This window comes from Bowdeniella nasicola (assembly GCF_001907295.1).
Lineage (GTDB): Bacteria > Actinomycetota > Actinomycetes > Actinomycetales > Actinomycetaceae > Bowdeniella > Bowdeniella nasicola.
In genome coordinates, this window is sequence record NZ_MQVR01000008.1 from 1 (window position 1) to 18,968 (window position 18,968).

The window sequence follows — 18,968 nt, forward strand, 5'->3', positions numbered from 1 at the left end:
GGTCACGAACTTCTGCAGGGTACTTACTCGGTGCAGGCATGTTCCTATCCTCTCGGTTAGATCAAACCCTCCACCACACCCGGGGCGATCCAAACTCGTCGAACAGGTCCTCGTCAGTGAGGATCTCTTTGCCATGTCATTGGCTACGTGGTAACCCCACCACATCACGCCCATGGCAAAAAGGTAGCAGGTATCACCGACGTTGTGGCCTAACCTGAAGCCATGTCTGACTGGGATGAAAAATATCGTGACGCACAGGTTTGGGTTGGCGATGCTGCAACCCCGCTTGTTTCCGCGGTTGAAACGTTCGCATCGGACCAGGTAGCCGCGCGCTCACCCGAGGCACCGGTCGCGATCGACATCGGCGCGGGGGAGGGGCGGCACGCCCGCTATCTCGCGAGCCTGGGGTACCACGTGATCGCGATCGAGCAATCGGGCGTGGCGATCGAGCGGGCCAAAAACATTTGTGAGGATCAGGACATCGAGTGGGTCCATTCCACGGTCGAAGACTATGAGCCGCAGAGCGCTGCCGACCTCATTGTCCTCGGCTACATTCAGCTGCCGACCAATGAGCTCGGCCTAATCCTGGCTCGGGCCGCGTCCTGGCTCGCGCCGGGCGGGCACTTGGTGCTCGTCGGCCACGATATTTCGAACCTCACCGAGGGGGTGGGCGGGCCGCAAAACCCGGATGTGCTGCACCACCTGCCGAACCTGTTGCCCTATGTCGCCGACACGTCGGTCGTGCAGGCGAAGGTCGTCGAGCGCTTCCAGTCCGAGACCGCATCGGGCGATGCAACTCAGGAGCGGCCCGCGCTCGACACGTTGTTGCATGTATACCGAACCGACCGACCCTCACGGGCCGGTCGGTCCGAGGATCGCTAGCCGGCGAAGACGGCGCGCGAGGCGGCTTCCACGTCCTCGTACTGCCGGGCGACGCCCGCGAGGGCCTGGGAGATTTCTTCCAGGTGCGTCTCAACCTGCTGCTGGACGAGGTGCCAGCGGCGGGCGCAGTCGCCGAACGCTTCGGCCGCGCCGCCGAGCCACGAGCCCTGGAGGGACTGCAGGTTGGCCATGAGGCCGTGGACCTCCGCGCGGACAGAGGACACGGAAGCGGTGGTGCGGGCCGAGGCCGCCTGGAGTTCGGTTGAGTTGACGGTGAACTGCATGATGCTTCTCCTAATCGGGGTGACCAGGGGGTCCTGGTACCTCGACGCTAGGAGCGCGCGCGGCGGCACGAATGACGGCGGCAGCCGCCATGGAATGGGAGAACGTTACGCGGCGGCGTGTGGATAGCCGCGGCCAGGTCAGTCGATCTGCAGCGGCTTGAACAGCGAGCCGGTCGCGTCGTCATCCTTCGGGCGCGTGGGGCGCTCGCCGCTGGGGCGCGGCGGATCGCGGTCGGGGTCCTCGACCTCGAGCTCGGTGCGCCGCTCCATCCGCACGGTCTTGGCGTTGCGGCGCGGCAAGCTGCGCAGATCGGACGGTTCGCGCTCGATACCCCAGGCCGTCGGGGTCTCGGCCGCGGGTTTTTCGGTACGCGGCTCTTCGCCTACGGGACGGCCCACGACTTCGGCGGCAGGCTTTTCGCCGGCCCGGCGCGGCTTCGGCTCGGGTTCGGTTTCCAGCGTCGGAGGCTTCGACACCTGGCCTTCCGCCACCTTCGCGGGGATCGCGTGCTTGTGAGCGCCCGGCTCATACTCTTCCGCGGGTTTCGTCTCGAGGCATTCGCGTTCGGCCTTCAGCCGCGCGAGTTCCGCGGCGAGGTTCTCGCGCGCGGCGTCCTCCCACATCTTCGCCATCGGGGAGGCGAACAGGTGGGTGCGCCCCAGCAGTTTCGTGATGATCGTGATGCGGGCGTCGAGGTAGTCGACGATCTCGAGGTGGGAAAACTCTTTTCGCACGTTCTCGCGGTACTTGCGATACTTTTGCGGCTCGACGGCAAGCGATCCGAGGTCGGCGTCGGAGAGTACCTGGCAGTCGATGTCGCTGCACTGCTGCGCGTGCCCCTTGAGCTTGAGGATCATTTCGCAGATTTGCTCGATCGTCTGCTCCGGCACGCCAAGGGCCGCGAGTTCCTCGGCGGCGAGCGCGGCGCTCTTATCCTTGTCCTCGCCGGCGGCGCGGCGGTACTCGGCCATCATCGAGGTATCGAAGATCGCGCCGTGGTACCAGGCGGCGAGCCGGACGGCGTCGGGATTGTGGGCTTCCTCGGCGAGGGTGTCGACTCGCTGCAGCACTTCGATGAGGTGGGGGAGCCCGTGATGGAAACGGTTGGACTCTTGCCACCGCTCGATGAGCCGTTCGGCCGTTGCCTTAAGCTCACTCGGATCGGCGGTGGCTCCGAGCGTGCGTGCGCTGCGCACGAACGCTGAGGCGAGCCATTGGGGTGCGGGTGCACCGCCTGTATTCACTTGAATCCTCCAAGACGAAAAGACTGGCCCCGCCATGCTAGACCCGCGAGGGGTCGAAACTCCAACTCATTGGTCCGCGCTAGCCGCGGAATTTCCCGGTGTGGGCAACAGAACACGAACCGTCAGCCCACCGCCGTCAGTAGTGCGGACCTTGATTTCGCCCTGGTGGGCGTCGACGATCGCCGCGACGATAGCAAGCCCTAGGCCGGAGCCGCCGGACTTGCGGGCCCGGGAGGTGTCGACGCGGTAGAAGCGGCGGAAGATCTTGGCGGCCTCTTCGGGCGGGACGCCGGGGCCGTGGTCGCGGATCTCGACGACGGCGCGGCCGTCCTCGTTGCCGACCGCGAATTCGACAGGGGAGCCCGCGGGCGTGTGCTTGACGAGGTTACCGACGAGGTTCGCGAGCACCTGGCGGATCTTGTCCGGGTCGGCGCAGGCCTTGGTCTCGTGCGGTTCGCCGCCGGCAAGCGAGATGACCTGCACGGTGCGGGTGGTATCGAGGACCGAGAGGTCCTTCGCGGAATCGGAGGCGAGCGCTTTGAGGTCGACGACCTCGATGTGCATCGGGCGGCCCTCATCGAGGCGCGCGAGTTGCAACAGGTCGGCGACGAGTTCGCCCATGCGTGCGGCTTCGCTCTCGATGCGGCCGATCGCTTCGGGCAGCGACTCGGCGGGGATTCCGCCCATGCGGTAGAGCTCGGCGTAGCCGCGGATCGTCGCGACGGGCGTGCGCAGCTCGTGGGACGCGTCGGAGATGAACTGGCGGGTGCGTGCCTCGGAGGCGGTGCGGTCGGCGAAGGCCTGCTCGATTTGGGCGAGCATGACGTTCAGCGATTGCGCGAGCGAGCCGACTTCCGTCGTCGGGGGCCGTGGCCGGATACGACGCGACAGGTCCCCGGCGGCGATCGCGCCCGCGGTCGCTTCGATCTCGCGCAGCGGGTTGAGGTGGCGGCGGATCGCGATCCACGAGACGAGGCCGCCGATGACGACGAGGAGGATCGAGGTGCCGACTAGCAAGCCGATCGAGTCCTCCAGCGGCCGCAGCACGCTCGCCGTCGGCAGCCCGACGGTGAAGACACCGATGACGGACTGGTTCGACTGGTTGATGATCGGCACCTGGTAGATCCGCCACGGGCCGCCCGCCTGCGCGTTTGGCACGGTGACGGCCTGGTTCGCGATCGTCGAGGTCGCGTCCTTAAGTGACGTGACGACGGGCCTGCCGAAGCGCTGGATCGTCTCCTTGCTGACGAACGTCTCGCTGCGCCCGTCGACGAGGTCGATCTTTAGGTAGTAGTCGGTCGACAGCTGGTCCTCGTCGGCGGACTGTTCGAGCCACTGCACGGGGCTCGCCGACATCGCCTCCGCGGTCGCAGCGAGCTGCAGGTCGAGCTGGTTGACGAGCGAGGAGCGCAGGATCGAGCTCGTCACGAGGAACGCGACGAACAGGCCGAAGGATAAGAGCACCGCAAACGTCGTCACCAGGCGCGTGGAGAGGGGGATCTCTTCGAACCTGGACGTGCGCGGCGCGACGAGGGTCATCCCTTCGCCTCCTCCTCACGCAGCATGTAGCCGACGCCGCGGCGGGTGTGGATGAGGACGGGTTTGTCCGGCATCTCGACCTTGCGGCGCAGGTAGGAGATATAGGACTCGACGATGTTGGCGTCCCCCATGAAGTCGTATTCCCACACGTGGTCGAGGATCTGCGATTTCGATACGACGCGCTCCGCGTTGATCATCAGGTAGCGCAGCAGCTTGTACTCCGTCGGCGACAAATCGATGAGTTCGCCGCCGCGGTGCACCTCGTGGGTGTCGTCGTTCAAGACGAGGTCCGCGTACGTCATCGTCGACTCGTCGGTCAGCGTCGGGCGCGTGCGGCGCAGCACCGCGTTGATGCGGGCGACGACTTCCTCGAGCGAGAACGGCTTCGTCACGTAATCGTCGCCGCCCTCCTGCAGACCCGTGAGCTTATCGGCGACGTCATCGCGGGCGGTGAGGAACAGGACCGGGACCTCGATGCGCGCCGAGCGCATCCGGCGGATCACGGTGAAACCGTCCATATCGGGGAGCATGACGTCCAGGACGACGAGGTCGAACGGTTTCGTGCGTGCCAGGTGCAGCGCGGCGTTGCCGTCGGCGGCCGTTTCGACGTCGAAGCCTGCGAATCGCAGCGAGGCGGCGAGCAGGTCGAGAATATTGGGCTCGTCGTCGACGACGAGGAGGCGAGGCTTAGGTTCCTCCGTGGTGCGCATCTGGTCCCCCTTTACAGATCGATAGCGGTGTAGAACGCGGCGATCACCGCGGCAAGCGCCGGCAGGTCCTTCGTGCCCGCGAGTTCGCGCGCGGAGTGCATCGACAGCAGCGGGGCGCCGACGTCGACCGTCGTGAGGCCGAGGCGGGTCGCGGAGATCGGGCCGATCGTCGAACCGCAAGGCATCGCGTTATTGGACACGAACACCTGCGCCTCGATTCCTGCGGCCGCGACGGCGCGGTTCCACAGCGAGATGCCGACCGCGTCGGTCGCGTAGCGCTGCTGTGAGTTGACCTTCAGGACCGGGCCCGCGTTCAGCAGCGGGTGCGTCTCCGGGTCGTGGCGCTCCGCGTAGTTCGGGTGGACGGCGTGCGCGGCATCGACGCTCAGCAGCGCCGAGCGGGCGAACATCGCGGCGGTATCGTCCGCGCTTGCGCCGAGCGCTCCCGCGGTACGGGTGAGCACGTCGGCGAGGATGGGGCCGGCGGCGCCGGAGCGGGTCGAGCTGCCGACCTCCTCGTGATCGAAGGCAGCAAAAACGAGGATGTCGCGCGTGTGCTCGGCGAGGTTTTCCAGTGCCCACAGCGTCGCGTGCGTCGAGGACAGGTTGTCGAGGCGGCCCGCGGCGAAGAAGTCTTCGTTCGCGCCGATGACGGCCGGCGCCTGCGTGTCGATGGCGTAAATATCGTGGCCGGTCACATCGGCCGCAGTAAGTCCCGCCGTGCGCGCGATGATGTCGAGGATGTCCGCGTTTTCGTCGCCGACAGCGTAGATCGGGGCGGTGTGCTGCTGCGGATCGAGCTTCAGGCCCTCGGCGCCGATCTTGCGGTCGAGGTGGATCGCGAGCTGCGGGACCCGCGCGATCGGGCCGGTGCGCACGAGGTGGACGACGCCGTCCTTATCGACGATCCGGCCCGCGAAGGCGAGGTCGCGGTCGAGCCAGGAGTTCAGCAGCGGGCCGCCGTAGACCTCGACGCCCACGGACTGCCAGCCCGCGCGCGCAATGGCAGGCTTCGGCTTGAGCTTCAGCGAGGGGGAGTCGGTGTGCGTGCCGACGATGCGGAAGGCCGAGGAGGTATCGGCGCCGTCGGGCACGAGCCACGCCATGAGCGCGCCGTCGCGGATGATGTAGTGCCCGCCCGGGCTTGCGTCCCACGGCGCGGATTCCTCGTTGCGGGTGTAGCCGGCTTCGCTCAGCCGCCGACCGAGTTCCGTTGCAGCGTGGAAGGAGGACGGGGATGCGGTAATAAAGTCAGCGAGATCGGCGATGAAGTCAGTCATGTGGCTCATTATCTCACCGCGACCGCGTTCGCCTAATCGGCGTGGGTGACCCGGCCCGCGCAGATCGTGGCGAGCACGCGCATGGCGCGCAGGTCGGCCGCGCTGATGCCGGGGGCGAGCGGGTCGGCTGCGAGCAGCGCGAGGTCGGCGGGGGAGCCGGGCAGGATCCGTCCGACGCCGCCCGTCGAGCTGAACAGCGCCGTCGCGGGGGTCAGGCGTTCTCCCGGCTCCCACGGGTCGGTCTCGGGTTCGCCGCGTCCGACGGCGGCCGCGATCTGCAGCCACGGGTCGAGTGGCGAGACGGGCGCATCGGAGCCGAGCGTGAGCGTCACGCCGGCTTTGGAGAGCCGCTGGAATTCGTAGGGCACCTTGCCTGGCCACAGCTGCGCGGATGGTTCGCGGTCATCGAGCAGGTGCGCGGGCTGGATCGAGGCAGTGATGTGGCGCTCGCCCATCTCAACGATGTCGTCGGCGCGCATGAGCTGGGCGTGTTCGATCGAGCCGCGCACGCCCGTGGTCGAAAAAACTTTTAGTGCGATGGCGTTCGCGTGGTCGCCGATCGCGTGGATCGCGCACTCGATGCCGGCCTCGTGGGCGCGCGCCGCGAGGCGCGTGAGCTCGTCCTCGCTCACGGACAGGACGCCGTGCCCGCCGCCGGGATAGGCGTCGAAGCAGTAGGCGGTCTTCGTGTTGAGCGAGCCGTCGGAAATGATCTTCAGCGGCCCGAGCGTCACGAGCCCGTCTTCGCTTAAGGCATCGCCGGTGGCAAGGCCGCGCTCGATCGCGGCGCCCAAGAATTCGGGATAGAACCCGGCTCGCACCCGCAGCTGGGTGAGGCTGCGCGCGTTGCGCTCACGCCACACATCCAGGTGGTTCCCGAAGTCGAAGTCGGTGATGCCGACGACGCCACGGCTCGCGGCATCCGCGATCGCCGCGCGCAGCGGCTCGTCCGGGTCGGCGGCCGGCAACGCGTCGACTGCGGGGGACAGGGTGAACCATTCTCCTTCGCGCACGAGGCCCTCGCGCAACGGCAGCCCGAGGAGGTTTTGCGCCGCGCTGTTCAGCCAGGCCGAGTGCAGGTCGTGGCTCACCGCGATCGCGGGGATCTCGCCCATGACCGTATCGAGCAGGGATGTCGTGGGCGCGGGATCCCACAGGGCGCCGTGATAGCCCATGCCGATGACGGCGCCGCCCGCGATCGGCGGGTTGGCACGTGCCTCCTCGGCGAGCAGTCTCGCGCACTGCCGGGCACTCGTGGCCCCCGACAGGTCGAGGCGGGTGAAGGTTTGCGCCCAGTTGCCGAAGTGCACGTGCGCGTCCCACAGTCCGGGGATGAGGAACGCGCCATCGGCGTCGAGCGCGCCGGTAAGCGGAGCGCTGCCCGACGGTTCGATCCGTTCGACCGCCCCGCCTTCGAGGTGGACGTCGACGAGTTCGTCCGTTGGCGCCCCGACGATGCGGGCGCGGCTGATCGCGCGCACCTCCTCGCCCACGTGGCCGGTCATGGTTTAGAGGAATTCTTCGGGACGGAATTCGGACAGCGGAATGATCTTCACGCGCGGCAGCGCGACCTGGAAGGCCTTGACGTCGGTCTCCAGGTCGAAGATTTCCAGGCCCTTTTCATCGAGGGCGGCGAGTTTGGCGTTGAGGAATTCGCGGAAGCACAGGACCCCGACGCGCGAACCGTTGTCGAGGAGCGCCTCGACCTGCGGGATGAAGTCGCCGTCGTGGGAGGCGAGCAGGACATGGGAGGGGCCGCGGTCGACGAGAGCTTCGAGCGTGCGCTGGATACCGACGTCGACGACCTTCTCGATTCCCGAGCCGGCCAGCGGGACGGGCCGGTATTCCATGGCGATGAGGGCCTGGACGAAGCTGATGGGCAGCTGGCCGGAGGTGGCGTTAAGGAAGAACAGGGCGCGCACGTCGCGCCCGAAGCGGTGATCGGCGAAGTCGAGGATCCGGTCCCAGCGGGGCCGCTCATCGGGGTGGGGACGCCGGTTCAGGACCGACATTCCGAGGGTAGCGTCAATATTTTCGCCGTCAGCTAAGAGATATGTTGTTTGGTCATTACCCATAGCTCCAGCCTACTGGCACGCCGCGGCGGCGGGCCCAAAACTGGGCCCGCCGCCGAGAGCAGAAATTAGTGGCCGGTGGCCCGGTCAGAGGAATCGAAGGAGTCCTTCGAGTACTGCTTCGCGCGCTGCGCGTATTCCTCATCGTCGTGGTTGACGTCCTCGACGATCTCGGCCTCCTGATCGGAGGTGATCTGCGGGGTGGAGCCGGAACGCAGGGCGGCGAGGCGGGCCTCGATCTCGGCGTTCTTGTTGTGGTCTTCCAGCTCCGCGAACTGCGACTCGAGAGAGGCGCCAGCGATTTCCTGCTTGCCGGCAACGCGGGCCTCTTCGCGGCGGACCTGCTCTTCCCAGCGGGAGATCTCGGTCGTCGGGTCGAGGACGTTGATCGAGGAGATCGCATCGGTCACGCGGGACTGGGCCTCGGCGGACTTCTGGCGGGCGATCAGCTGGTCGCGCTTGGACTTCAGCTCATCGAGCTTGTCCTTCATCTGGACAAGGCCATCCTTGAGCTTGTCGACGACCTCGTTTTGCTGCGTGATCATCGGCTCGGCGGCCTTGACCTCGTTTTCCGCGTTGATCTGCTTGGTGATCGCGACGCGGGCGAGCTTGTCGAACTTCTCGGCGCCATCGCTGTCGCCAGCGGAGCGGAGCTCTTCGGCCTTCTGGGCGGCGGCGCGGGCCTTGTTACCCCAGTCGCGGGCCTCGGCCTTGTCGGACTCGTAGTCCTTTTCGGCCAGGCGCAGGTTACCGATGGTGACCGAGACGGCCTCTTCGGCTTCGCGAATCGAGTTGGTGTAATCGCGCACGAGCTGGTCGAGCATCTTCTGCGGATCCTCGGCACGGTCGAGGAGCGCGTTGATATTGGCTCGAGTCAGCTGGGCGATCCGGCCCAGAATGGTCTGCTTTTCTGCCATGGGGTTTCCTTTCGGTTACGCGACCGGGAGGTCACAGTGAAGAGGTAATCGAGTCGGACACTTGTAAAAGGGGTTAGAACCGGCCTCCGCCGCCGCCGAAGCCGCCGCCGAAGCCGCCGCCTCCGCCGCCGAAGCCGCCACCGCCGAAGCCGCCGCCAAATCCACCGCCGCCGCGGTGGCCGCCGCCACCGAGCATGCCGCCGAGGATATTGCCGAGGACCTGACCGGCGATGATCGTGCCAAGGACGTCCGAGGTACCGGAGCGGTTCCGGCCGCCATAGCCGTGCCATTCATCCGGATCCCAGCCGGGAGGCATCGCCGGATCCCGCCAGGGACCGCCGAGGTTGGCGCCGGAGTTAAGGTCGGCCTGGGCGATTCGGGTCGCCGCATCGACCTTCTGCAGGCCGAGGCTCGCGGCCTGCACGGCCTGGACCGGATCGTTTTCGGCGAGGTCATGGGCGCGCTCGGACAGGTCCACCGCTTCGGTGAACATCGAGCGGGCACGTGGCCCGACGCGGGCGCGGTGCGTGTGGAGCAGCCCGTCGAGGTTGCGCAGGCGGGAATCGAGCTGGCCGAGCCGATCGGCGAGGTTGCGCTTCGCGCGCACCTGCTGCTCTTCGGCCGTACGGTAGGGCTCGAGGGCCCGGTCGATCGCGTCCTCGGCCTGGCTGAGGGCGGCGAGCGCGCCGACGGGATCGCCGTTGCGCTGCGCTTCGTGTCCCTGGGAGATCGCGGCCTGGGCGGCCTTGCGTTCCGCGGCGAGCTCGCCCTTGTTCGACAGCAGCCGGTCCGCGTCCTGCAGATCGGAGCTGATCGAGGCGATCGCGGCGGGCAGCTGCTTGGCAGCGTGCGCGAGTTCCTTATCGGCCCGGTTGACGGCCTCGAGGAGCTCCGCGGCCTGACCGATCGCGCCTTCGGCGAGGCGCGCCTGAACGACGGCCGAGGCGCGGTCGTTCTTCGTGACGCGGTCCTGGCCAGCGGCGATCGCCTGCTTGGCCGTATCGAGGAAGCCGCGAGCGCGCTCCGGGTTACCGAGGAAGGATGCAAGCGCGCGATCCGGGTAGCGGTTCGACAGCGTCGCGAGGATCGAGCGCGAGCCTTCCAGGCGTGAGCGCACTTCGGTTTCGCGCGTCGACATTTCGGCAAGGACCTGCTCGACGCGGGACTGCATATCGCGCATCTGGGAGAACTGCTGGAGGTGGGCGTGGACGTTGTCCTTCGCCTCGTCCGTCAGATCGAGGATCTCGCGGAAGCGGTCCATGACCTCGGCCTCGGGCAGCTGGGTCGCGGGATCGTCGAGATGCTTTTGGATCGCGAACGCCTGCGCGAGGAGCTTTTCGGCGGCCGTGAGCGACTTCGTGAATTCCTCGGTCTGCTGCAGCCCGAACTCCGCCTGCGCGAAGCCGAGCTCGTCGCGGGCGCCGCGGATCGCGTCATCGACGTCGACGAGTGCGGCGCCGGCCTGCTGGGCGAGGCCCTTGAGCGTCGTGGCGCGCTGCTGGCGTTCCTTGCCGCGCTTACGGGCGCGCGAAATGCCGTAGCCGGCAAGCGCAATGCCGCCGACGCCGACGGCCGCGACGGGCAACACGGGCAAGCCCGGCGTCAGCGCGTTATCGATGCCGGAGCTCGCGGCGGAAACGGCGCCGGCCCAGTCATTGCGGGACAGCGCGGCGCGCACGTCGGCGTTACCGATCGACGTCAGCTGCGAGGCCGACAGTTTCGATTCCGCGGCGCGCGCGAGGTAGTAGGCGCGGTCCTTCACGGCGATTGTCAGCAGGTACTGGTCCGTGCCGAGGCCCGAGGCCTGCGCGGTCTGCTTGGTCCACGACTCCGGGCTCATCCCGTCAAAGGAGTTGACGAAGACGACCCACAGGTCGGACTGATGCTTGGACTGCAGTTCGGAAATCCCTTTGGTGAGCTTCGCCTTCTGATCGGGCGACAGCACGCCCGCCCTATCCGTGATCCGCTCCGGGAGCCGCTCGGGGGCTTCGATCGGTGCGGTGAGCGGGGGTGCGAGCGGGGCGCTCGAGGCGATCGCTGCGGCGCCCGGCAGCACGACGAGGAGGCCGATCGCGCCTCCAGCCAAGGTCGTGACGAACTTCTTCACGCTCCTATCATCATGGGCGGGGATATGACCCGCAACACTATCGGCGCAAATTACGCGCTAAGCTTCCCGCGTGCCTTGCCTCATCACCGTGATCCAACACGACGACGACGTCCCCCTCGCCCGCTTCGAGAACTGGCTCGCCGCCGATAGCGATATCAAGCTGCGTGTCGTCTATGGGCGCACGACCCCGATCCCCACCGAGGCGGGCGATGCGCTGATCGTGTTAGGCGGCGAAGCCAACACCTACGCGACCGAAGAGTTCCCGCATCTTGCGGCCACGCGCACGCTCATGCGCACGAGCATGGAGGAGGACCTGCCCGTCCTCGGGATCTGCCTGGGCGCCCAACTCCTTGCCGTCGAGACCGGCGGCCGCGTCACCGTCGGGCATCCCGACGGGCGCGAGGTCGGGCCCGTCGACGTCACGTGGGAGGAGGATGCTGCGGCCGACCCGATACTCGGGCCGCTCGCGACCGCGAGCACCCGCGTCGCCGAATTGCACTCCGATGCCATCACCGAGCTCGGGCCGGACGCGACCGCCCTCGGCCGCTCGGAGCGGTACCTGCAGGCCTTCCGCGTCGGCAGCGCACTCGGCGTCCAGTTCCATCCCGAGGTCGCGCCCGAACAGGTCGGCGCCTGGACCGCGACGTATGAGGACGTCGACTCCGACGCCGTCGTGCGCGACCTGCGCGCCGCCGACGGCGAGATTGCGCCCGCGTCGCAGGCGCTCGCGGCGGCGTTCGTGGCCGAGGTTCGCGCGAGCGCAGCGCGTCGCAACTCCCGATAGAATGGGGGAGCTCGCGTCTGGCGAGCCCTGCGTACTACTGGGGAGGAAGCACACCATGCCCACTGGCAAGGTCAAGTGGTTCGACGCCGATAAGGGTTTCGGTTTCATCACCGGCGACGACGGCGGTGAGGTTTTCCTGCACGCATCGGCCCTGCCGGAGAGCACGACGACGCTGCGTGCCGGCACCAAGCTCGACTATTCCATCGCCGACGGCCGCCGCGGCCCGCAGGCCATGTTCGTCGAACTCGCCGAGCCCATCCCCTCGGTCTCGCGCAACCTGCGCCGCAAGCCTACCGAGATGGTCCCGATCGTCGAGGACCTCATCCGGATGCTCGACGCCTCCTCCAACCAGCTGCGACGCGGCCGCTACCCCGAGCACGGCCACAAGCTCGCCCAAGTACTGCGGGCCGTCGCCAACGATTTCGACGCCTAAGGACATCATGAGCGCACCGAGTAAGAAGCCGGCCGAGGACAAGGTCCTCGCGGGCGCGATCGACGAGGCTCGTGCCGCCGCGATCGAGCTCGCGGGCGAAGACAAAGTGGGGGCGCACGCCGCCTTCGTCCTCGAGGACGTGCGCCTCGGCACGCACCGATTCGTCTGCACCGACCCGGGATACCGCGGCTGGTGCTGGGCCGTCACCCTCGCGCGTGTGCCGCGCGGCCGTGCCGCGACCATCTGCGAGGTCGTCCTGCAGCCCGGCGACGACTCGCTGCTCGCGCCCGACTGGATCCCCTACGCCCAGCGCCTGCGCCCCGAGGACGTCAGCCCTGGCGACACCCTGCCCTACGTCCCGCACGACGAACGCCTCGTCACCCAGGACGCGGATACCACGAGTGAGTCCGATGAGGACTTCGACGAGATGGGCCTCGGCCGCAAGCGCGTCCTGTCACCCGCGGGCCGCGCCGCCGCCGCCGAACGCTGGTACGCCGGCAAGGCGGGCCCGAACACGCCCGGCTCCCGGCGCGCCAAGGCGAAGTGCACCACGTGCGGATTCCTGCTGAAGCTCTCGGGCTCGACGAGCCACATGTTCGGCGTCTGCGCGAACGAATGGTCGGTCGACGACGGCCGCGTCGTCAGCCTCGACCACGGCTGCGGCGCGCATTCGGAGACCGACCTGCCCCAAAGCAGCGGCGACTGGCAGCCGTCCGCCCCGGTCATCGACGAATTCGACATCGAACCGTTTGACCTGAAAAACTCGTGACGGCTCCCGTCGGCATGCCCGAAGGGCCGATGTTCCCGCTGCGGACCGTCGTCCTTGGCACGTTCGTCCCCACGATCTTCTTCGAGCTCGGGGCCGGCGCCGTCATTCCGATCATCGTCGCGACCGCGACCAACATCGGCTTTAGCCTGTCCGGCGCCGCCTTCCTCGTCACCGTCCTCGCGATCGGCCAGATCCTCATGGACGTGCCCGCGGGTGCGATCGCCGGTCGCGTCGGCGACCGTTTCTCGATGCTCGCCGCCTCCGTTGTCGCGATCATCGGCCTCATCCTCGCCGGGCTCGCGTCGAACCCGCCCATGCTCGTGATCGCCGTCCTGCTCATCGGCGGCGCGTCCTCCTCATATTTCCTTGCACGCCAGTCCTACCTCACCGAGATCACGCACCCGCTGCGCCGCGCCCGCGTCATGTCGACGCTCGGCGGCATCCATCGCGTCGGCTATTTCATCGGCCCGTTCGCGGGCGCCGGCGTCATCTACCTCGCGGGCCTGCGCGCGGTCTACGTCCTCGCGATCGTCTCGACGCTCATCGCGATGGTTTTCGTCGCCGCCTTCGGACACGAAAAGGGTGCCGAGCTCCCGACGATGAAACAGCGTCTAGCCGCCGCGACGACGAAGCCCGCCGTCTCGATGCGCCAGATCGTCACCCAGTACTGGCCGGTGTTTTCCACCCTCGGCATCGCCGTTCTGCTCATCGGCGCCGTGCGCGCCGCCCGCGTCAACGTCCTGCCCCTGTGGACCGAACACCTCGGCATCTCCCCGGAGACGACCTCCCTCGTCTTCGGCATCGCGAACGCCGCCGACATGCTGCTGTTCTACCCCGCCGGCAAGCTCATGGACTCGCGCGGGCGCCTGTGGGTCGGCATCCCCGCGATGACCATCATGGGCGCCTCCCTTGTCGCCCTTCCGTTCACGACGACGGTCTTCGCCGTCTCGATCGTCGCGACCATCCTCGGTCTCGGCAACGGCATCTCCTCGGGCATCCTCATGACGCTCGGCGCCGACGTCGCCCCGAGCGAGGGCCGCAGCCAGTTCCTCGGCGTCTGGCGCCTGTTCTCCGACTTCGGCGGCGTCGCCGGGCCCGCGATCCTCGCAGGCGGTGCGCTCCTCGGCTCGCTCGCGGGCGGCATCTGGGTCATGGGCGGAATCTCGATCCTGTCCTGCCTGGCCCAGGCCCGCTGGGTGCCGAAGTGGAGCGTGCACGCCTCCCGCTCGACCCGCAGAGCTGCGGGCCTACTCGACGACTAGGCGGACGCGACCGGCAGCTCAGCGTCGAGGCTCACAGCTCGACCCGGTTGATGAGGTCTGCCAGGCGGCCGGTGCGGATGGCTTCGGCATTCGCCTCGATCGTCGGTTCGGGGTTGTCCGGCCGTCCACCCGCGGCGTGCGGCGTGATGAGCAGGTTCGGCGCGTCCCACAGCGGCGAGTTATCCGGGAGGGGCTCCTTGCTTGTCACGTCGGTCGCGGCGCCCGCGATCTGACCTTCCTTAAGGGCATCGATCACGTCCGCCTCATTCCACGTGGTCGCGCGCCCGACGTTGATGACGAAGGCGTGCTTCGGCAGCAGCACCAGGCGGCGCGCATCAAGCGCATCGTTCGTCGACTTGCTCGTCGGCAGCACCATGACGAGGACGTCCGTCTCGGCGAGTGCGGCGTCCACGTAGTCTTCGGTGAGGACCTCATAGCCGTGGCGCTCGCCCGCGCTGCGGGCCACGCCGCGCACCTTCGCTCCGACGACCGAAAAGACATCGGCGATGCGCGAGCCGATCGAGCCGAAGCCCCAGACGAGTACGTTCGCGTTGATGAGCGTCGTGATGCGGTCGCCGGGATGCAGCGGCTGGCTGCCGCCGATCTCGCTCGCCCAGCGGTGGTCGGCCTGCGCATCGAGGCAGTCGGGCAGGCGGCGCACGAGCGCGAGGGTCATCCCGAGCGCATGCTCGGCGACGGTCCGATCGTGAAAGCCGCGGCCGGTCGTGATCTCGACACCTGTCGGGACGGCGCCGGAAGCGAGCAGGGCGTCGGGTCCGGCGGCGAGCGTTTGGATCCAGCGCAGGTTCGGTAGGGCGGGCAGGACCTCATTCAGCCAACGGTGACCAAAACCCCACATCACTATTGCGTCAGCATCGCGTTCCGTTTCGGCAATAGGTTCCCCAAAAGTGTATGAAGCAATCTCGTCCTTTGGCAGATTGAGGTCAAGAACGACATCGTCGGGCACCAAAATCTTCATAACGCTGCCTTTCTCGCGGCGGTCCATCTGGGTGCCAGTATGCAGGAGAGAGTGAAAAATATGGGACGATTCCCTCGTGAACTCTCCCGTCACCACCCCTCAGTACACCGGTTTTCTCGGCACTTTAGACCGCTTTTTCCAAATCACGCAGCGTGGCTCCTCCGTGAGTCGCGAGCTGCGCGGTGGACTCGTGACCTTCTTCGCGATGTCCTACATCCTTGTCCTAAACCCGATCATCCTGTCCGGCATGGACTCCTCGGGCGGCTTCCTCGGCCGCGGTACGGAGGCCAACATCCCGGCGATCGCCGCAGGCACCGCGCTCGTCGCGGGCGTGCTCTCCCTGATCATGGGCCTGTGGGCGAACTACCCACTCGCGCTCGCCTCGGGCATGGGCCTGAACGCAATGGTCGCCTTCACGCTCGTCGGCGCGTCCGGCCTCACGTGGGCCGAAGCGATGGGTCTGATCGTGTGGGAAGGCATCATCATCCTCGTGCTCGTCCTCACGGGCTTCCGCGAGGCCGTCTTTAGGGCCGTGCCCGCCCAGATGAAGACGGCGATCTCCGTCGGCATCGGCCTGTTCATCGCGCTCGTCGGCCTCGTCAACGCCGGCATCGTGCGCCCGGGCGGCACGCCGCTGCAACTCGGCATCAACGGTTCGCTCGCCGGATGGCCCGCGCTCGTCTTCGTCGTCGGCCTGCTTGTGACGATCGTCCTCATGGTCCGCAAGGTCCGCGGTGCGATCCTCATCGGCATCCTGTCCGCGACCGTCGTCGGCATCATCATCCAGCTGTTCACGCACCTAGGTGCTAAGAGCGAGGAGAACCCGACCGGCTGGGGCCTCACCATCCCCGAGCTCAAGGGCTCGCCCGTCTCGCTGCCCGACTTCTCAACGCTCGGCCAATTCGACCTGTTCGGCTCGTTCGGCAAGATCGGCTTCCTCGCCGTGTTGCTGCTCGTCTTCTCACTCATGCTCGCCGACTTCTTCGACACGATGGGCACCATGGTCGCCATCGGCGGCGAGGCCGGCCTGCTCGATGAGGAAGGCAACCCGCCGCGCACGCGCCAGATCCTCGTTGTCGACTCCATCGGTGCCGCCGCGGGTGGTATGGGTGGCGTCTCGTCGGCGACGAGCTACGTCGAATCCTCTGCGGGCGTTGGCGAAGGCGCCCGCACCGGCCTCGCGACCGTCGTCACGGGCCTGCTGTTCATGCTGTCGATGTTCCTCGCGCCCATCGTCGAACTCGTGCCCTCGGAGGCCGCGTCGACCGCGCTCGTGGCCGTCGGCTTCCTCATGATGACCCAGGTGACCGAGATCGAGTGGCATCGCCCCGAGATCGCGATCCCGTCGTTCCTCACGATCGCCCTCATGCCGTTCGCGTACTCGATCACGGTCGGCATTGGTGCGGGATTCGTCACCTACCTCATCATCGAACTTGCACTCGGCCGGGTAAAGAAGATCCACCCCCTCATGTGGATCGTTTCCCTGCTGTTTGTGCTGTATTTCGTGCTCGGACCGCTGCAGTCCCTGCTCGGCGTCTAGCGGACCATGAGTGCCGGTCCACGGGGATTTAGTCCCCGAGGACCGGCACTTTACTGCGGTAGCCTGAACCGCATTGTTTCTGTCTTCCATCTGGAAAGAGACTCCGTTGTCATCTGACACCACCACATCACCCGTCCGGGAACTGACGATCCGCGGGATCATCATCGGTGGAATCATCACCCTGGTGTTCACCGCCGCCAACGTCTATCTCGGACTCAAGGTCGGCCTCACCTTCGCGACATCGATCCCCGCCGCGGTGATCTCGATGGCGATCCTCCGCTTCTTCGCGGAGCACTCCGTCGTCGAGAACAACATCGTGCAGACGATCGCATCGGCAGCGGGCACGCTGTCCGCGATCATCTTCGTGCTCCCGGGCCTCGTCATCGTCGGCTGGTGGACCGGTTTCCCCTACTGGACGACCGCGGCCCTGTGCGCGCTCGGCGGCATCCTCGGCGTCATGTACTCGATCCCGCTGCGCCGTGCCATGGTCACCGGGTCCGATCTGCCCTATCCCGAAGGCGTCGCCGCAGCCGAAGTGCTGCGCGTTGGCGACACGGAGGGCGCGGCCGAGGATAACCAGCAGGGCCTGCGCGTCATCATCGCCGGTGCGCTCGCGGCCGCCGGCATGTCGCTCGGTGCGGCCCTGAAGGTCGTCGCCAACTCCATCGGCGCCGCATTCCGCGTCGGCTCCGGCGGCACGCTGTTCGGCGCGAGCCTCTCGCTCGCGCTCATCGGCGTCGGCCACCTCGTCGGCGTCACGGTCGGTATCGCGATGATCGTCGGCATGATCGTCTCCTACGGCATCCTGCTGCCGATGCGCTCGGCGGGCACGCTGCCGGCCAGCGGGGACATCTCCGATGTCGTCTCGGCCGCCTTCGCGACCGACGTGCGGTTCATCGGCGCCGGCGCGATCGCGATCGCCGCGATCTGGACGCTCATCAAGCTGATCTCGCCGATCGCGCGCGGCATCAAGGAAGCATTCGAATCGACCCGGGCCCGCCGCGCAGGTGGCCACGTCGAGCTCACCGAGCGCGACCTGCCGATGACCGTCGTCGTCGGCACGACTCTCGCCTCGATGCTGCCGATCGGCATCCTGCTGTGGCTGTTCGTCCAGGACACGCCGCTCGCGCACAACTCCGTCGGCCTCGTCGCGATCGCGGTCATCTACATCCTGCTCATCGGCCTCGTCATCGCGGCCGTCTGCGGCTACATGGCCGGTCTCATCGGCGCGTCCAACAGCCCGATCTCCGGCGTGGGTATCCTTGTCGCGATCACCGCGGCGTTGCTCATCAAGACCGTGCACAGCCACAACCCGAACGAGATCACCGCGCTCGTCGCGTTCACCTTGTTCGTGGCGGCTGTCGTCTTCGGCGTCGCGACGATCTCGAACGACAACCTGCAGGACCTGAAGACCGGCCAGCTCGTCGGCGCAACGCCCTGGAAGCAGCAGGTCGCGCTCGTCATCGGCGTCCTGTTCGGCTCGATAATCATCCCGCCGGTCCTCGGCCTCATGAACACCGCGTTCGGCTTCGCCGGCGCCCCCAACGCGGGCCCCGACGCGCTCGCCGCCCCGCAGGCTTCGCTCATCTCCTCGCTCGTCAAGGGCGTGCTCGGTGGCGACCTCAACTGGGGCCTCATCGGCCTCGGTGCTCTCATCGGCATCGGCGCGATCATCATCGACGAGGTCCTCGGGATCACGACGAAGAAGAAGTGGGCGCTCCCGCCGCTCGCCGTCGGCATGGGCATGTACCTGCCGATGGACCTCACGCTCATCATCCCGATCGGTGCGGTCCTCGGCCTGCTGTACGACCGCTGGGCCGCCTGCACCGCGCGGCCGGAGCACGCGAAGCGTCTCGGCATCCTCGTAGCCACCGGCCTCATCGTAGGCGAGAGCCTCTTCGGCGTCCTCCTCGCCGGCATCATCGCGACCTCGGGCTCCGAGATGCCGCTGGCGATCGTCGGGGAGGGCTTTGCCACGATGGCGAACTACCTCGGCGTTGCCGCGTTCGTCGTCATCATCCTGGGCCTGTATCGCTGGGTCCAACAGCGCGCAGCAGCGGCGCAGGGGGAAGCCGCCTAGCCGCACTCACGCTCCTCGGGCCGTCACGCCCTATGGTGTGGCGGCTCGCGTTTTTTGCCTTAAAGGTAAAGAAACATCGGTGACA

Annotated in this window: 17 protein-coding genes; 7 read left to right on the forward strand and 10 right to left on the reverse strand. The window is 67.4% G+C overall.

Annotated features, from left to right (window positions below):
* The first annotated feature begins 222 nt into the window (after window positions 1-222).
* The gene (locus tag BSZ39_RS02290) at window positions 223-882 is read left to right on the forward strand and encodes a class I SAM-dependent methyltransferase (protein WP_073715783.1); all 660 of its coding nucleotides are present in this window, start codon (window positions 223-225) and stop codon (window positions 880-882) included.
* Here BSZ39_RS02290 and BSZ39_RS02295 read toward each other — a convergent pair.
* From BSZ39_RS02295 to BSZ39_RS14090, 9 genes are all read right to left on the reverse strand, one after another.
* On the reverse strand, window positions 879-1,166 hold the full coding sequence (locus BSZ39_RS02295; RefSeq protein ID WP_083602877.1) for a WXG100 family type VII secretion target: 288 nt from the start codon (window positions 1,164-1,166) through the stop codon (window positions 879-881). The genes BSZ39_RS02290 and BSZ39_RS02295 overlap by 4 nt on opposite strands.
* A 138-nt stretch (window positions 1,167-1,304) precedes the next feature.
* Window positions 1,305-2,411, reverse strand: coding sequence for an HD domain-containing protein (locus BSZ39_RS02300; protein WP_073715784.1), 1,107 nt, complete (start codon window positions 2,409-2,411; stop codon window positions 1,305-1,307).
* Window positions 2,412-2,477: 66 nt separating this feature from the next.
* Entirely contained in the window at window positions 2,478-3,950 is a 1,473-nt protein-coding gene (locus BSZ39_RS02305; protein ID WP_073715785.1) for a sensor histidine kinase, read from the reverse strand.
* Window positions 3,947-4,660 (reverse strand): response regulator transcription factor, encoded by a 714-nt coding sequence (locus BSZ39_RS02310; RefSeq protein ID WP_073715786.1) that lies wholly within the window; start codon window positions 4,658-4,660, stop codon window positions 3,947-3,949. Before BSZ39_RS02310 ends, BSZ39_RS02305 begins: the two co-directional genes overlap by 4 nt.
* An 11-nt stretch (window positions 4,661-4,671) precedes the next feature.
* Window positions 4,672-5,940, reverse strand: coding sequence for a M18 family aminopeptidase (locus BSZ39_RS02315; protein WP_143180331.1), 1,269 nt, complete (start codon window positions 5,938-5,940; stop codon window positions 4,672-4,674).
* 32 nt (window positions 5,941-5,972) lie between these two features.
* Entirely contained in the window at window positions 5,973-7,445 is a 1,473-nt protein-coding gene (locus BSZ39_RS02320) for an amidohydrolase (protein ID WP_073715788.1), read from the reverse strand.
* 3 nt (window positions 7,446-7,448) lie between these two features.
* A complete protein-coding gene (locus BSZ39_RS02325; RefSeq protein ID WP_073715789.1) occupies window positions 7,449-8,015 on the reverse strand; it encodes an NYN domain-containing protein in 567 nt (188 codons plus the stop codon).
* 65 nt (window positions 8,016-8,080) lie between these two features.
* Window positions 8,081-8,929 carry a PspA/IM30 family protein gene (locus tag BSZ39_RS02330; RefSeq protein ID WP_083602878.1) on the reverse strand — a complete coding sequence of 283 codons (849 nt, stop codon included), beginning with the start codon at window positions 8,927-8,929 and terminating at the stop codon, window positions 8,081-8,083.
* A 73-nt stretch (window positions 8,930-9,002) separates the two neighbouring features.
* Window positions 9,003-11,036, reverse strand: coding sequence for a TPM domain-containing protein (locus BSZ39_RS14090; RefSeq protein ID WP_073715790.1), 2,034 nt, complete (start codon window positions 11,034-11,036; stop codon window positions 9,003-9,005).
* Window positions 11,037-11,106: 70 nt separating this feature from the next.
* Between BSZ39_RS14090 and BSZ39_RS02340 the strand changes: the two genes are divergently transcribed.
* Genes BSZ39_RS02340 through BSZ39_RS02355 form a run of 4 tightly spaced genes read left to right on the forward strand, consistent with a single transcriptional unit; the run spans window position 11,107 to window position 14,284 of the window.
* Window positions 11,107-11,820: a type 1 glutamine amidotransferase gene (locus BSZ39_RS02340; protein ID WP_222842844.1), complete on the forward strand. Its 714-nt coding sequence runs from the start codon at window positions 11,107-11,109 to the stop codon at window positions 11,818-11,820.
* Between the two features lie 55 nt (window positions 11,821-11,875).
* Window positions 11,876-12,253: a cold-shock protein gene (locus BSZ39_RS02345; RefSeq protein WP_073715791.1), complete on the forward strand. Its 378-nt coding sequence runs from the start codon at window positions 11,876-11,878 to the stop codon at window positions 12,251-12,253.
* Window positions 12,254-12,260: 7 nt separating this feature from the next.
* The gene (locus BSZ39_RS02350; protein WP_073715792.1) at window positions 12,261-13,022 is read left to right on the forward strand and encodes a DUF3027 domain-containing protein; all 762 of its coding nucleotides are present in this window, start codon (window positions 12,261-12,263) and stop codon (window positions 13,020-13,022) included.
* Window positions 13,019-14,284 carry an MFS transporter gene (locus tag BSZ39_RS02355; RefSeq protein ID WP_222842845.1) on the forward strand — a complete coding sequence of 422 codons (1,266 nt, stop codon included), beginning with the start codon at window positions 13,019-13,021 and terminating at the stop codon, window positions 14,282-14,284. The genes BSZ39_RS02350 and BSZ39_RS02355 overlap by 4 nt, the downstream gene beginning before the upstream one ends.
* A gap of 31 nt (window positions 14,285-14,315) precedes the next feature.
* Here the strand turns inward: BSZ39_RS02355 and BSZ39_RS02360 are convergent, their stop codons facing one another.
* The gene (locus BSZ39_RS02360) at window positions 14,316-15,263 is read right to left on the reverse strand and encodes an NAD(P)-dependent oxidoreductase (RefSeq protein WP_073715793.1); all 948 of its coding nucleotides are present in this window, start codon (window positions 15,261-15,263) and stop codon (window positions 14,316-14,318) included.
* A 76-nt stretch (window positions 15,264-15,339) separates the two neighbouring features.
* Here BSZ39_RS02360 and BSZ39_RS02365 point away from each other — a divergent pair, with 76 nt between their 5' ends.
* Window positions 15,340-16,803: an NCS2 family permease gene (locus BSZ39_RS02365; RefSeq protein ID WP_073715794.1), complete on the forward strand. Its 1,464-nt coding sequence runs from the start codon at window positions 15,340-15,342 to the stop codon at window positions 16,801-16,803.
* Window positions 16,804-16,909: 106 nt separating this feature from the next.
* On the forward strand, window positions 16,910-18,883 hold the full coding sequence (locus tag BSZ39_RS02370; protein WP_073715795.1) for an OPT family oligopeptide transporter: 1,974 nt from the start codon (window positions 16,910-16,912) through the stop codon (window positions 18,881-18,883).
* Window positions 18,884-18,968: the final 85 nt, after the last annotated feature.

Coding starts and splice junctions, on each gene's coding strand:
- BSZ39_RS02290 (WP_073715783.1), top strand. CDS start 223: ATGTCTGACTGGGATGAAAAATATCGTGACGCACAGGTTTGGGTTGGC.
- BSZ39_RS02295 (WP_083602877.1), bottom strand. CDS start 1,166: ATGCAGTTCACCGTCAACTCAACCGAACTCCAGGCGGCCTCGGCCCGC.
- BSZ39_RS02305 (WP_073715785.1), bottom strand. CDS start 3,950: ATGACCCTCGTCGCGCCGCGCACGTCCAGGTTCGAAGAGATCCCCCTC.
- BSZ39_RS02310 (WP_073715786.1), bottom strand. CDS start 4,660: ATGCGCACCACGGAGGAACCTAAGCCTCGCCTCCTCGTCGTCGACGAC.
- BSZ39_RS02315 (WP_143180331.1), bottom strand. CDS start 5,940: ATGACTGACTTCATCGCCGATCTCGCTGACTTTATTACCGCATCCCCG.
- BSZ39_RS02320 (WP_073715788.1), bottom strand. CDS start 7,445: ATGACCGGCCACGTGGGCGAGGAGGTGCGCGCGATCAGCCGCGCCCGC.
- BSZ39_RS02325 (WP_073715789.1), bottom strand. CDS start 8,015: ATGGGTAATGACCAAACAACATATCTCTTAGCTGACGGCGAAAATATT.
- BSZ39_RS02330 (WP_083602878.1), bottom strand. CDS start 8,929: ATGGCAGAAAAGCAGACCATTCTGGGCCGGATCGCCCAGCTGACTCGA.
- BSZ39_RS02345 (WP_073715791.1), top strand. CDS start 11,876: ATGCCCACTGGCAAGGTCAAGTGGTTCGACGCCGATAAGGGTTTCGGT.
- BSZ39_RS02350 (WP_073715792.1), top strand. CDS start 12,261: ATGAGCGCACCGAGTAAGAAGCCGGCCGAGGACAAGGTCCTCGCGGGC.
- BSZ39_RS02360 (WP_073715793.1), bottom strand. CDS start 15,263: ATGAAGATTTTGGTGCCCGACGATGTCGTTCTTGACCTCAATCTGCCA.